The following is a 13,657-nucleotide window of genomic DNA, read 5'->3' on the forward strand; positions in this document are numbered from 1 at the left end:
CCGCGTTCTGTCGCATGACGTTACGCCAGCGTGCGGGCCATACCGCGCTCGACGGCCGCGATGATCTGCGGCCGCAGTTCCGCCGCCGGCACGATCGCGTCGACCGAGCCGACCTGCTGTGCGCGCTGGATGTTGTGGATGGCCTCGAACTCGGCGGCCACCTCACCGAGCTTCTCCGACCGCACTGCGGTGCGCAGCGCGTTGAGCTCGACGTTCAGTCGTGCCTTCTCGCCGTCGTCGGCGGCCCGGATACGGCCCTCGAGCTCGACGATCCGCGGGTCGCTCGCGGTGCGCTTGTTCACGTCGCGGGTGAAGACCACCGCCGCGGCGGGTGCGCCGCCGAGCACCGAGGCGAACGAGCCCTCGACCGCGAGGACCTCCATGTTCTCGTTCAGGGCGCCCGAGAACACCACGAAGGCACCGCCGTGGTAGCGCGAGATCACCACGAACACGATGGGACCGTCGAAATTGACGATGGCCCGGCCGATCTCGGCGCCGTACTCCAGCTGGAGATTGCGCAGCGACTCCGGCGACCCGTCGAAGCCCGACAGGTTGGCGAGCACCACGAGCGGGCGGTTGCCGCTCGCCGCGTTGATCGCCCGCGCCGTCTTCTTCGACGACTTCGGGAACAGCGTGCCCGAGGTCCACTGGTCCGGGCCGTCCGTCGGGAACCAGCCCTTGCGCGGGATCGCGCGGGACTCGATACCGATGACCGTCACCGGGTTACCGCCGAGATGAGCGTCGAAGACCACCGAGGTGTCGGCGTCGGCCATGTCGGCCCACCGCTCGAGCACGGCGTGGTCCTGGTCGACCACCGCGCGCATCACAGTGCGGATGTCGAAGGGCTTCTTCCGGTCCGGGTTGGTCTCGGAGGAGAAGATGTCGCCCACCGTGGTGAAGTCGCTCGACGGATGCACGTGCGGGTAGACACACACGTTCCGGTCGACCGGGTCGGTGCTCTCGGCCTTGCGCGGGAACCGTTCACCCGGCGCCACGTACGCGTGAGCGTAGTGGGCGAACAGCGTCTCGATGGCTGCGCTGAGGTTCGGGGCCCAGTACTGCGCCTGCCCGTTCGGGCCCATGACGCGGTCGTAACCACCGATACCGAAGTTGTCCTCGGCGGAGACACCACCCGAGTAGTCGAGCGACTGCTTGCCGGTGAGCACCATCGCGCTGTCCGGGGTCATGACGAGGATGCCCTTGGTGTGCATGAGCATCGTCGCCTCCGCGTTCCAGTACGGCTGCGCACCGACGTTGATGCCCGTGACCACGACGTTGATCTCGCCGCCGGCCTGCGTGAACGTGATGATGCGGCGCAGGGCCCGCGACACCCAGTCCATGTTCTCGGTGCCCGACTCCATCGAGATGGTGGCGCCGGAGGACAGCGCGAACCACTCCACCGGGGCACCGAGGCTCTCGGCCAGATCGATCGCGGCGACGACCCGCGAGCACTCGGCCTCGGCGACCGTGCCGAGCGCCTTGGTGGGATCACCGAACAACGCGACCCGCTTCATGCCCTCCGGGTAGCGCGGCGTCGGGGTGTCGACGAGACCGACGATGAGGCCGGCGGTGTTGCGGCCGTACGGACGGTCGACCGGCACCAGCGTGCCCTGCTCGTCGAGGTCGTACTCGACGAAGGTGCCCTCGCTGCCGGTGAGCAGCGGGATCAGCTCGTACGGGTAGACGGTGCCGCGGGCCCGCGAACGCTGGACCTTCTGCGTGTACTCGTCGAGCGGCTGCAGCGGCTCCTTCGGCGGCTCGGTGACACGGACGATGACACCTGCACCCGAGCGGTAAGAGAAGCGCAGGGCCACTTCGTGTGCCGGCTGCGCCGGATCCTCGCTCCACGACCCGATGACAGTGATCTCCTCGAGCCCGGCACCGACGGTCAGCGGAGCTGCGTTGCGGGCGATGCGCTGCAGGTCCTCCATGTCGAGATCGACGGTCGGCCAGACGTACAGCACCACCCGGTTCGCGTCGAGGCGGCGTCCGCCCCGGCCGGCCTGGGCGCGGCGCATGCCGTCGAGCGAGCTCGCGAGGGCACGCTCGAAGGCCGGCAGGCCCACGATCCGGCCCGACTCGTCGCGCTGCGGCGTCAGGTCGCGCACCTCGGCGAGGGCGATGAACCGCTCGTCGGACGGGTTGTCGCGGGACACCAGGTGGTACAGGTAGGTGTCCGGGTTGGCGGGCAGCCGGGTGCCGTCGAAGTTCTTCAGGCGCCACAGGTCGAGGCGCTGGCCCGTGAGCGGGTGGATGTCGCGGATGTTGGTCTCCTCCGCGTATCCCGACTCGTAGGGCCGGAAGGTGAACACGTGCTCCTCGGCGTTGTCCGTGTGGCAGACCGTCACCGTCACGCGGCGCGCGCCGGCCGTGACCGGACGCTCGGCCAGAACGGACCGCAGGGCCTCGGCCTGCTCGTCCGCGTCGGCGGGAGCGTCGTTCCACGCCAGGTACAGGTCGATCACCAGATCCGCGTCGCCCGGAACCGGGGCGGCCGATTCCGCGACGGCGTCGAGCAGCGAGGCGAGCTCGGCCTGCGGGGCCTCGGCGGAGATCAGGTGCAGGCGGGTGCCGCGCAGATCGAAGTGGCCGGTGACCACCTGGTGCCCGCCGACGACGTCCGAGCGGACGTCCTCGAGGGTGCGGATCGTGTAGGCGCGGCGGGTGATGACCTCGAGCAGCGGGCCGGGAACCGCCTCGGGCCGGACGATCTGCTCGGCGAGCAGGTCGATCAGCGGCTCCGGGGTGGCGACCAGCGCCTCGATGCGCTTGTCGTAGTCGGCGGCCTGCGGGTGCTCGGCCAGGTACGCGAGCGAACCGCGCACTCCGTCGTAGACCTGCTCGCGGGCCTTGCGGATCACCGGCTCCTCGAAGTAGCGGTAGCGCAGGTTGCGGGCGGTGTCGCCGATGACCGGGAAACGGACCTGGGTCGCGACGATCAGGCGGTCGAGGACCTCGTTGAGCTCGTGCGAGATCCCGACCTCGGTGTCGTCGCGTTCGACCCAGCGGTCCAGCAGCGAGGTCACCACCGGCACGTACGACTCGATGCGCTCGAGCGCCAGGAACAGCCGGTAGACCGCTTCCTCCAGCTCGGGGGTGCGCTCGAGGTCGACGACGTCGTAGTGACGCAGCGCGCGGGCCAGCCGGGCACGGAAGCCCTCGGGCAGGCCACCGACCTCGACGTCCAGCGACTGCAGGTAGCCGTGGAAGAACTCGCGCGGGCTGTGGACCCGGTCGTCGCTGTTCTCCTCGGCCGCGGTCGGACGGTTGCGCGACAGCTCGCACACGTCGGCGAAGGTGGTGAGCAGCGCCAGCTCGGCCCGCACGAGAGCGCACGAGTCGATCGAGGAGGCGAGCCGCTCGTACTCGGCCAGCAGCGTCGCGGTGCGCTGGGCGGACACGTCGTAGCCGGTGACCAGGGCCTCGAGCGAGTGGAGGCGGGACAGGGCGTCGGCGGCGACGTCGTCGGTGAGCGCCGGCGCCGGAGCCGGGAACTCGACCCGCTCGACGGCCGCGGTGGCGACCTCCTCGGCGATCTGATCGACGCGCAGCAGCGGCGCACCGGCGTCGACCTGCGCGTTGACGACGGCGAGGATCTCGCGGACCTTGCCGGCGAACGGCGCGCGGACCGCGGTCTCCATCTTCATCGACTCGAGGACGACGAGCGTCTGACCGGCCTCCACCTCGTCGCCGACGGCGACGGGCACCGCGACCACGACGGCGGGTGCGGGGGTGCGCACCACACCGGCCTCGTCCTGGCTGATCTGGTGGCTGACGCCGTCGACCTCGACGAGGAAGTGCGCGGGTCCGGCGATGGAGACGACGTTGTGGCGGCGGCCGTCGAGGGTCAGCCGCGACTCGAAGTCGCTCAGCCGCTCGAGGTCGACGTCGAACTCGGCGCTGCCGGTGTCGACCCGGTAGCGGTGCGGACCGACCTGGCCGACGACGAGTTCGTAGGCCTGGCCCTGGTAGCTCAGCTCGATCTTGCGGCCGACGGTGTGGGCGGCGCGGGGGCGTCCGCCGCGGGCCGCGGTGAGGAAGGCTGCGCGCTCGCGTGCCTGCTCGCTGTCGTAGACGTCGACGGCGGTGGCGATCAGCGCGACGTCGGCGACCTTCGACGGGCCGGTCTCGGTCCCGGCGCCGGTGCGGTCGAGCCAGCCGGTGTCCGCCGTGGCCTCGATGACCTCGGGGCGGTCGAGCAGATCGAGCAGGAACGACTTGGTGGTGGTGCCGCCGTCGAGGACGACGGTGGTCTCCCGCAGGGCGGTGCGCAGACGGGCCAGGGCCTCGTCGCGGTCACGGCCCCACGCGATGATCTTGGCGACCATCGAGTCGTAGTCGGGCGGGATCACGTCGCCCTGGGCGATACCGGTGTCGACGCGCAGACCCGAGCCGAGCGGGAACTTCAGCAGTTCCACGGTGCCCGGGGCGGGGGCGAAGCCGTTGGCGGCGTCCTCGGCGTTCAGGCGGGCCTCGACGGCGTGCCCGAACTCGGTGGGGCACTCACCGGGCAGCTTCTCGCCCGCGGCGACGAGGATCTGCAGCTTGACGAGGTCGATGCCGGTGGTGGCCTCGGTGATGGGGTGCTCGACCTGCAGGCGGGTGTTGACCTCGAGGAAGGTGAAGATCTTCAGGTCCGGCTGGTAGAGGTACTCGACGGTGCCGGCGCCGGCGTAACCGGCGGCGCGGACGAGATCGGCCGAGACCTTGCGCAGGTGATCCGACTGCTCCTTGGTGAGCAGGGGAGAGGCCGACTCCTCGATGACCTTCTGGTTCTTGCGCTGGATCGAGCAGTCGCGCACGCCCGGCGCCCACACGTTGCCGTGCTTGTCGGCGATGACCTGCACCTCGACGTGGCGAGCATCGGTGACGAGCCGCTCGATGAACACGACGGGATCGCCGAAGGACCGCTCGGCCTCACCCTGGGTGCGTTCGAGGGCGAGTTCGAGTTCGTCCTCGGCGTAGACCTTGCGGATACCGCGGCCACCGCCACCGGATCGGGCCTTGATGATGAGCGGGTACCCGATGGCCTGCGCGTGACGCCGCGCGTCGGCGCGGGAGTCGACCGGGCCGCCCGACCACGGGGCGACCGGGACGCCGACCTTCTCGGCGAGGATCTTTGCCTCGACCTTGTCGCCGAGCAGGCGCATGGCCTCGGCGGACGGGCCGATGAAGGTGATGCCCAGACGGGCGCAGAGCTCGGCGAAGGCGGGATCCTCGGCGACGAAGCCCCAGCCGACCCACACGGCGTCGGCCTCGGCCTCGAGAAGGGCGCGCTCGAGCTCGGCGTGGTCGAGATAGGGGGTCGCGGCGGTGGCGGACGGGCGGAGGGTCACGCCCTCGTCAGCCTGGCGGACGAACATCGCCCGCCGCTCGGCCTCGGTGTGCAGAGCGATCGTCTTGATGTCGTGACCGTGCTCGGAGTTGAGCTCCCGGACTGCGCGGATGAGGCGTACGGCCGCCTCACCCCGATTGACCACTGCGATCCGCTTGAACATACTCGTTGCCACCGTTCTCCATGGTTGTGCGCGCATATGGGCGCGCTTATCGAAGCTCCACCCCAATGAGGAAAGCGAAACTGACCGCTGTGGGTTCCACGTCTCGTGCTGGCGACGCGAGCGGGAACATACAGCGGTCGGCTCCTCGTGGTTGGCATGGGCATGCGTGTTCGTCGTGGGTCCGCCGGGCAACTTCCGTGGTGTCCGAAGGACCGCGAACAGATCTCCACAGCAGCGGCCGTCGGTGACGGGCGCGTCCCCCGGGCGGAGGCTCCGTTCGGTAACAGCATGGCCGAAACATGAGGCTTTGTCACGTTTTGCCTCCCGGTGGCGTCCGGGTGTCGCGAGGCGCCCCGGCGTCCGGTGAGGATGCTTGAGGCGCAGGGCTTTTCGGAGGAAACCGGTGGTCGGAGGGGGTGGGGAGGCGCGAGAAGCCCGAAAGTACTGCGCAGTAACACTCGCGGGTAACTTGCGCAGAACTTCCGGTCTGATGCACAGGAGGTGTTGTTTCTGCTGGTACGCACCGGTTTTCGGGAGCGCACCCGGCTCGTTGTAGGCCTCTGTGCAGGGCTTTTGCGAGTCCGTTTCCGGCTGTGACATCTATCACGGACGATGGGCACGGGTGGATCACGGACGCAGCGGCACCACCGGCGCACCGACGTCGAAACCGACATTTCTCCCACAGGCCACGGCGCCCCGCCGCCGGATCTGGAACAGTGGATGGTGCACTGCGGACACCGGCGAGGAGGATCCATGGCCGAATCCGATCGACCCGACGTGCACGACCGCGAGGACGGTCCGGCCGACCGCCACGGCCGCATCGCCGACCACGTGCGCCGATGGTGCGAGAGCTGCACCATCGAGGGCCGGCACGCACCCCTCTCCGACGTCGCCGCCCTCGCTCTCGCCGCGGGCCGCCTCGACGACTCCACCCGGGCCGTCCTGGCCGCACGCCGTCGCGCCGGGCGGCGGCTGCCGACCCTCGGCGGTTTCGGTGAACTGCGCCGGCTGTCCGACGAGCACGCACGCCTCCTCGCACGCATCGCCGAACTGCGTCCCGGCGCCGCCCGCCTGGTGCTCGAACGTCGCGCCGCCGAACTCGCCAAGCGACTCAAGGCCGCGCGGAACACCGTCGTCCACTCCCCGTCGCACCACGCCCAGGGCGTACGGGCGGTCCGCCGCGACCGCCGCGACGGCCTGCACCTCGAGATCGAGCAGCGCGAAGCCCTCTTCGAGGCGCTCTGCCGCACCCCCGCGCCGCTGCCCGTCGCCCCGCTCGACCAGGCGCGCGGCACCGTCCTGTCTGTCGCCGTCGACCGTGTCACCCGCTGGTCCGAACGCACACCCTTCGCCGAGGCGGGCCGCCGCGCCGCCGAGCGGCTCGCCCGGGAGGTGCCCCGCGACGACGACCGCTTCGCCGACCGCTACGACACCCTTCTGTTCCTGGCGGGATCGCTCTACGACCGGATCGAATCGTCGGCGGCCTGGCGGTCGGAGTACTTCGAGGTCCAGCGCAGCCAGCTCGACCTCGTCGAGGAACTCACCCAGATCGCCGTCGACACCGTCGCGCTGCGCGACCTGCTCGGCGAACTGGACCAGGCCATCCGCGCCACCCCGGCCGCGCGTGCCGGGCTCGAGGCCCGCAAGGCCGCCCTGACCCCGGTGTGGGACCAGGTCCTCGCGCGCGTGACCGCCCTCGCCCGGATCGGCGACCTGCTCACCCGCGCCGAGGAACACCTGCACCTCGCGCACGTCGCCCACCGCACCGCCAGCCTCGACCAGCGCATCGACGATCTCATCGGGCGGTCGGGTGCACGCGAATTGTCCGCCGAGAACACCGAATTCGTCGGCGACCAGTTCGGCGCCGCCGCCGAGCTCATGGGCACCCTGCAGCACGCCCTCGGTGTGGACATCGCCGAGCTCACCACCAAGGAGCGACCGGCCGAGATGTGACCCGCTTCACTGGTGCATCCGACTGTTCGGTGGTAGCTTCCTCGCGTCCTATCGGGGGTCGGATGGCAGGGGGCGCGGTGGCGTCGCGGTTCGCGCGAGCAGGGATGACACGAGCAGGGATGATGCTGGGGGTCGCGGCGGTCGTCGCGGTGACGGGATGCACAGGAGCATCGAGCGTGTCGGTGGTCGACGACCCCGGCCTCGAGGCCGGCTTCGACTCCGTCCTCACCGACGGCCGGTCCCGCACCCTCGGTGAGATCACCGCCACCGCCGGAATCCCGTCCTGGGACCGGATGTACTACTTCCGCGTCCCGTTGCTGCGGAGCGACCTCGACCGCATGCTCGGCACGGCGGGCACCAGCTGGGACGGACTGCCCGGTGCCGACGCCGAGGGTGTGATGGTCTTCGTGTCCGGCGACGAGGTGGTGCACGCCGTCGTCGACCGCGAACCGGCGCTGTACCTCAATGGGTTCGCGACCTCCGACTCGACCGTCACGCCGGACTCCCTCGCCGGGATCCCGCGCGTCGCCGTCGAATCCATGGGGCGGTAGGGGCCCTCACGCCTGCTCGCGCTTGCGCCACTCGATGGCGGGGCAGGTGTCCATCACCATCGGCACACCCGCCGCGACCGTCCGCGCGAAGGCGTCCTCGTCGATCACACCGAGCTGGAACCACACGGCCTTCGCGCCGATCCGCACCGCCTGGTCGGCGAATTCCCCTGCCACCTCCGACTTCCGGAAGACGTCCACCACGTCGACGGGGAACGGGATGTCCGCGAGCGAGGCGTAACCCTGCTCCCCGAGGACCGTCGGCGCGCTCGGATGGACGGGCACGATGCGCTTCCCACGTTCCTGCAGCAGCGCCGCGATGCGGTGTGCGGTGCGTTCCGGGTTGTCCGACAGGCCGACGATCGCCCAGGTGTCGCACTCGTCCAGCATGAACGACACGGAACCGGGGTCCTGCCACGAGTCACTCATGGTCCCCACGGTACGCCGCGGTGTTCCGATCCGGCTGAACACAACCATCGACCCGGGCCTCCGATCGCGGTGGACTGGTCGGGCGTCACCGCACACCGATCGACCACACCGTCACGAACACCTCAGGGGGAGAGCATGACCATCACCGAACTCGACCGCGGATCCGTTACCGCGGAGGAGATCTACGCGGCCGGCGGGATCACCGTCACCAAGCTGGGCGAGCACATCGGCGCCCGCATCGACGGGGTCCGGCTGTCCGGATCGCTGCCGAGCGAGACGGTCGAGGCCGTCCGGTACGCGCTCGCCGTGCACAAGGCCGTCGTCTTCCGCGGCCAGGATCATCTCGACGACGAGGAGCAGTGGGCGTTCGCGGGCCTGCTCGGCACGCAGACCCAGTCGCATCCCACGGTCCACTCGAAAGGGAAGCGGTTGCTGCCCATCGAGGGCGCGGCGAACAGCTGGCACACCGACGTCAGCTTCGTCGACCGCATCCCGAAGGCCTCGATCCTGCGTGCGGTGGAACTGCCGCCCTACGGCGGGGCGACGACCTGGGCGTCCACCACCGCCGCCTACGATCAGCTCCCGGATCCGCTGAAGGCGCTGGTCGACAACCTGTGGGCCCTGCACACCAATCTGTACGACTACGCCGAGAAGTACGACGGGGGCGGCTCCGATCCCGCGCTCGACGAGGAGCGGCGCCGTTACCAGGACGAGTTCCGCCGCAACACCTACGAGACGATCCATCCGGTCGTGCGGGTCCACCCGGAGACGGGGGAGCGGACCTTGCTGCTCGGGCACTTCGTCAAGGAGTTCGTCGGTCTGAAGTCGTCCGAGACGACGGCGCTGCTCCAGCTGCTGCAGAGCCGGATCACCAAACTGGAGAACACCTTCCGCTGGGCATGGGCACCCGGTGACGTGGCGATCTGGGACAACCGCGCCACCCAGCACTACGGCATCGCGGACTTCGGCGACCACACCCGCCGCCTGCACCGCATCACCCTCGCCGGCGACATCCCGGTCGGCGTCGACGGCACCGCGAGCCGCGTGGTGCAGGGCGACGCGAGCGAGTACTCGGTGATCGAAACCCCCTCGCGTCTGCCCGGTTTCGGAGACTGACGCTTCGCGACCCCCGGCCCCGGCAGGTGCTGCCCGGTTCTCACACGGCCCGGTACTGCGCTCCGTCGCGGATCCACAGCACCCCGTCACCGGGGGTCGCGCCCTCGTCCTTGAGGGCGCGCTTGAGGATCTTGTTCGTCGCGGTGCTCGGCAGGTCGGAGGCGATCCGCACGTAACGCGGCCACGCCTTCGGCGACAGATCCGCCTGGGCTGCGAGGAACTTCTCGAATTCATCGCAGGACAACGCGCTTTCGTCGCGCAACACGATCGCGGCCATGATCTGGTCGCCGACGTGCTCGTCGGGCACCCCGTAGACGGCGACCCGGCTCAGCTGCGGAAGACGCTGCAGGATGCGCTCGATGGGTGCTGCCGCGAAGTTCTCGCCGTCCACCCGCATCCAGTCGGCGGTGCGCCCGGCCAGGTAGATCCACCCGTCGGCGTCCTTGTACGCCAGATCGCCCGACCAGAACATGCCGTCCCGCAGCCGTTCGTCCGTGGCCTGCGGGTCGTTGTAGTAGCCGGTGAAGAAACCGGCGCCCTGGGTGTTCACCAGTTCCCCGATCGCCTCGTCCCCGTTGAGCAGAGCACCGGTCTCGTCGAATCGCGCAGGAGGACAGAGCTGTACGGTGGCAGGGTCGTAGACCTCGACGCCGGGGAAGCCGCGCCCGATCGACCCCGGAGGGGTGCCCTCCTCGCGGGTGATGATGATGGCCGCCTCCGTCGAGCCGAAACCGTCCCAGACCGTGCAGCCGAACCGCCGGCCGAACTCGTCGATGTCCCGGTCGGTCGCCTCGTTCCCGAACGCCACCCGCAACGGGTTGTCGGCGTCGTCCGGCCGTTCGACGGTCGCGAGGATGTAGGCCAGCGGTTTGCCGACGTAGTTCATGTAGGTCGCACCGTAGCGGCGCACGTCGTCGAGGAACCGCGACGCGGAGAACGTCGCGGGTGCCATCGCGGCACCGCTGCACAACGACACGCACCAGCCGGCGAGGATCGCGTTCGAATGGAACAGCGGCATCGACAGGTACACCACGTCGTCGCTCGTGATCGAGAACCGCGGAACGAGGGTGTTGCCCGAGAACAGCACCATCATGTGCGGCAGCATCACCGGCTTCGGATCACCGCTCGTCCCCGAGGTGAAGATCAGCATGAACGGATCGGCCGGCTGCGCCTCCCGGAACGGTTCGAGCGGACCGGCCCCGTCGACGAGGGAGCGCCACTCGGATCCGGTCACGTCGAACACCCGCACGTCGCCGAGGTCGAGACCGTCGAGCAGCGGGGCGTGCTCGGGATCGGTCAGCAGCACCTGGCAGTCGGCGCGGAGGATGTCGCGGGCCAGCCCCTCACCGCGTCGCGTGTTGTTGATGCCGACCAGGGGGAAACCGCCCAGGGCGGCTCCCGCGATCGCGTGCAGCATGGCGGGGGTGTTGCCGAGGAGCGCGCCGACGTGCACCGGCCGGTCGTGGTCCATCAGCGACAGCAGGGCGGAGGCCTGCGCCGAGGCTTCCGTGAGATGTTCGCGCCAGGTCCGGTTGCCGCTGTCGTGGACGATGGCCGTGGTGTCGTCGTCGAGGAGTGCGCGGAGTGCCTGCTGGACGGTGTCTGCCATGTCTACCTCGGTCGGTGCGAAGGGAAAGGGACGGGCCGAGCTGTCAACGAGCGAGATGCCTGGTGAGGAACGCGATCTGGTGGCCGGCAGCCGGTTCGAACCAGTCCTTGCCGGGCCACACGTCGAAATGGTCGCAGGGATAGTGCCGCACCTCGGCGCGCGCCCGGAAGGCCGCCCGGGCGGCGGCGTGCGGGGGAGCGCTGCGGTCGAAGTCGGCGATCTGGACCAGCACCGGACACGCGACCGAGCCCGCGTGCCGGGCCGGGCGGTACGCACCGAGCGACAGCACGACGCTCGCGTCGATCTCGTTCCGCCAGGTCGGCCCGGCCAGGGACAGATAGTCCTCGTGATAGCCGTCGAGCGACATCGCCGCCGTCGATCCCGGCGGCCCGACGATCGGGATGGTCCGCGCCGCGCCCGTCCGGGCGGTCGCGAGGCGGCTCCGCAGGCCCGCGGCGGTGGACCGGAGCAGCACCGACGGCGGGTGGTGCCGCGCGGCGAGCGCACCCGCGGCCGGTCCGTCGACCAGCGGCGTCAGCGACACCACGGCCGCGACGTGCGGTTCACCCGCCGCGACCGTGAGGACGTGCCCGCCCGACAGCGACACACCCCACAGGACCACGCGGGAGGCGTCGGCGCCGTCGAGACCACGCGCCGTCGCGAGCGCCGCCCGGTAGTCGTCGAGCTGGGCGTCGATGTCGACCCGCTGCCGCACCCTGCCGCCCGACTCGCCGAAACCGCGGTAGTCGAACGCCAGCACGTGCATCCCGGCGGCGGCGAGCCGCTCGGCGAACGGGGCCAGCCCGGAGTCCTTCGTGCCGCCCAGCCCGTGCGCCATCACGACGACGGGAGCGCGTCCGTCCACGGTGAGGACGTCGATGGTGGGGGAGAAGTGCCAGGCGTGGACGGTCTCACCCGCGGACCGGAAGGTGACCGATCGCCGGGTCATGCGCGCCCCCTCGCGGTGGCCCGCGCCAGCCCGGCGGGCAGTTCGCGGGTGCGGATGTCGAACTCGTAGGCGAAGTAGTCGAGCTGCTGCGTGTGTCTCGGGCGGTCGAGCATGTGGCCCGTGTACCTGCGTTCGTCGTCGACGATCACGCGCTCCATCTCCTCCACCGGCGGCAGGGCGTACCGGCCGATCACGTAGGCCGCGATGAGCCGGGCCTGGCATTCGACGAACGGGAACAGCGTCGGGGTCGCCTGCGCGAAACCCGCGAAGGCGAGGTCCGGGATCCCGGGCAGGAAGATCCGCTTGTACAACCCGATCCGGTTGTCGGGGGCGCTGATGAACTCCGGGTCGAAGAACGGGAAGGTGATGTTGTAGCCCGTGGCGTGGACGATGACGTCGAATTCGGCGGACGTGCCGTCCGTGAAGTGCACCGTGCGGTCGTCGAGCCGGGCGATGTCGGGTTTCGGGGTGATGTCGCCGGAACCGAGACGCAGGGGCAGTTCCACCGACTGCGTGGGGTGGGCCTCGAAGAACCGGTGGTTCGGTGTCGGCAGGCCGTACCGTTCCGGCCGCCCCGACAGCAGCGGCTGCCCGAGCTGCACCACCTTCCGCTGCCAGGACAGCGGGATGTAGGGGAGGGTGCGGTAGAACTTGTCGGCCGGCCGGCCCGCGATGTACTTCGGCACGATCCACGCACTCGACCGCGTCGACAGGGTCACCTCGGTCTGCAGTGCCTTCGACGACAGTTCGACCGCGATGTCGGCGGCACTGTTGCCGAGGCCCACCACGAGGATCCGTTTGCCCGCGAAGTCGAGGGGCGTGCGCGGATCGACGTAATGGTGCGAGTGGATGATCTCGCCGGTGAAGGTGCCGGGGAAGTCGGGGAAACGCGGATCCCAGTGGTGCCCGTTGGCGACGACGAGGAAGTCGAACCGCCGGGTGCTGCCGTCCTCGAGGTCGAGTTCCCAGCCGCCCTCGGGCAGGCGGCGGGCGTGGCGGACACCGTTGCGGAACTCGATGTGCTCACGCAGCCCGAACGCGTCGGTGTACCCGTCGAGATATTCCTTGATCTGCGTGTGATGTGGGAAGTCCGGATAGGACTCCGGCATCGGATAGTCCTTGAACGACAACCGGTGCTTCGAGGTGTCGATGTGCAGCGAACGGTAGGCGCTGCTGTGACCGTTGGGATTGCCGAAGGCCCAGTTGCCGCCCACCCGGTCCGAACTCTCGAAACAGGTGTAGGGCACCCCGTAGTCGCAGAGCATCTTCCCGGAGGTCAGGCCGCTGATCCCGGCCCCGATCACCGCAGTGGTCGGTGTCGACATGCACCACCCCTTCGACGTGACGACGGTCACAACATAGGGCGTGTGCCCGATCGGTGCGAGGCCCTTCCCGGACACCGGGAACATGGGCCCGTCCCGGCTGCGGGATCCACCCGGATCGAGGGCACGAAACCCGGCCCGCCCGCGAGCGGAAGGGCCTAGTCTGAGGTCACCTGCATGCATCGCGGGCAGGGTCCGGCATGCGTCCGGCGCACCGGATCCGACCGCACCCG

Annotated in this window: 8 protein-coding genes; 3 read left to right on the plus strand and 5 right to left on the minus strand. The window is 70.0% G+C overall.

Annotated features, from left to right (window positions below; translation table 11 throughout):
• Window positions 1-20: 20 nt before the first annotated feature.
• Complete coding sequence (locus tag OED52_RS06290; protein WP_264154603.1) at window positions 21-5,498, minus strand: ATP-binding protein; 5,478 nt, start codon at window positions 5,496-5,498, stop codon at window positions 21-23.
• A gap of 753 nt (window positions 5,499-6,251) precedes the next feature.
• Between OED52_RS06290 and OED52_RS06295 the strand changes: the two genes are divergently transcribed.
• Window positions 6,252-7,451, plus strand: a complete 1,200-nt coding sequence (locus OED52_RS06295; RefSeq protein ID WP_264153811.1) for a hypothetical protein — start codon at window positions 6,252-6,254, stop codon at window positions 7,449-7,451.
• Window positions 7,452-7,555: 104 nt separating this feature from the next.
• On the plus strand, window positions 7,556-8,002 hold the full coding sequence (locus tag OED52_RS06300; protein WP_264153812.1) for a hypothetical protein: 447 nt from the start codon (window positions 7,556-7,558) through the stop codon (window positions 8,000-8,002).
• A gap of 6 nt (window positions 8,003-8,008) precedes the next feature.
• Here the strand turns inward: OED52_RS06300 and OED52_RS06305 are convergent, their stop codons facing one another.
• Window positions 8,009-8,428, minus strand: a complete 420-nt coding sequence (locus OED52_RS06305; RefSeq protein ID WP_264153813.1) for a CoA-binding protein — start codon at window positions 8,426-8,428, stop codon at window positions 8,009-8,011.
• Window positions 8,429-8,563: 135 nt separating this feature from the next.
• Here OED52_RS06305 and OED52_RS06310 point away from each other — a divergent pair, with 135 nt between their 5' ends.
• Window positions 8,564-9,544: a TauD/TfdA dioxygenase family protein gene (locus OED52_RS06310; protein ID WP_264153814.1), complete on the plus strand. Its 981-nt coding sequence runs from the start codon at window positions 8,564-8,566 to the stop codon at window positions 9,542-9,544.
• Between the two features lie 40 nt (window positions 9,545-9,584).
• Here the strand turns inward: OED52_RS06310 and fadD1 are convergent, their stop codons facing one another.
• From fadD1 to OED52_RS06325, 3 genes are read right to left on the minus strand one after another with little or no spacing between them, the layout of a single operon-like run.
• Complete coding sequence (gene fadD1 / locus OED52_RS06315; RefSeq protein WP_264153815.1) at window positions 9,585-11,153, minus strand: fatty-acid--CoA ligase FadD1; 1,569 nt, start codon at window positions 11,151-11,153, stop codon at window positions 9,585-9,587.
• A 43-nt stretch (window positions 11,154-11,196) separates the two neighbouring features.
• Window positions 11,197-12,102, minus strand: coding sequence for an alpha/beta hydrolase (locus OED52_RS06320; RefSeq protein ID WP_264153816.1), 906 nt, complete (start codon window positions 12,100-12,102; stop codon window positions 11,197-11,199).
• Window positions 12,099-13,427: a flavin-containing monooxygenase gene (locus OED52_RS06325; protein WP_264153817.1), complete on the minus strand. Its 1,329-nt coding sequence runs from the start codon at window positions 13,425-13,427 to the stop codon at window positions 12,099-12,101. Before OED52_RS06325 ends, OED52_RS06320 begins: the two co-directional genes overlap by 4 nt.
• Between the last annotated feature and the right edge of the window lie 230 nt (window positions 13,428-13,657).

The organism is Rhodococcus sp. Z13 (genome assembly GCF_025837095.1).
Classification (GTDB): Bacteria; Actinomycetota; Actinomycetes; order Mycobacteriales; family Mycobacteriaceae; genus Rhodococcus; species Rhodococcus sacchari.

What these genes read in the sequence shown, in the direction of transcription:
- OED52_RS06300 (WP_264153812.1), top strand. Translation starts at nt 7,556, where the DNA reads ATGACACGAGCAGGGATGATGCTGGGGGTCGCGGCGGTCGTCGCGGTG.
- OED52_RS06305 (WP_264153813.1), bottom strand. Translation starts at nt 8,428, where the DNA reads ATGAGTGACTCGTGGCAGGACCCCGGTTCCGTGTCGTTCATGCTGGAC.
- OED52_RS06325 (WP_264153817.1), bottom strand. Translation starts at nt 13,427, where the DNA reads ATGTCGACACCGACCACTGCGGTGATCGGGGCCGGGATCAGCGGCCTG.
- fadD1 (WP_264153815.1), bottom strand. Translation starts at nt 11,153, where the DNA reads ATGGCAGACACCGTCCAGCAGGCACTCCGCGCACTCCTCGACGACGAC.
- OED52_RS06320 (WP_264153816.1), bottom strand. Translation starts at nt 12,102, where the DNA reads ATGACCCGGCGATCGGTCACCTTCCGGTCCGCGGGTGAGACCGTCCAC.
- OED52_RS06310 (WP_264153814.1), top strand. Translation starts at nt 8,564, where the DNA reads ATGACCATCACCGAACTCGACCGCGGATCCGTTACCGCGGAGGAGATC.
- OED52_RS06295 (WP_264153811.1), top strand. Translation starts at nt 6,252, where the DNA reads ATGGCCGAATCCGATCGACCCGACGTGCACGACCGCGAGGACGGTCCG.
- OED52_RS06290 (WP_264154603.1), bottom strand. Translation starts at nt 5,498, where the DNA reads ATGTTCAAGCGGATCGCAGTGGTCAATCGGGGTGAGGCGGCCGTACGC.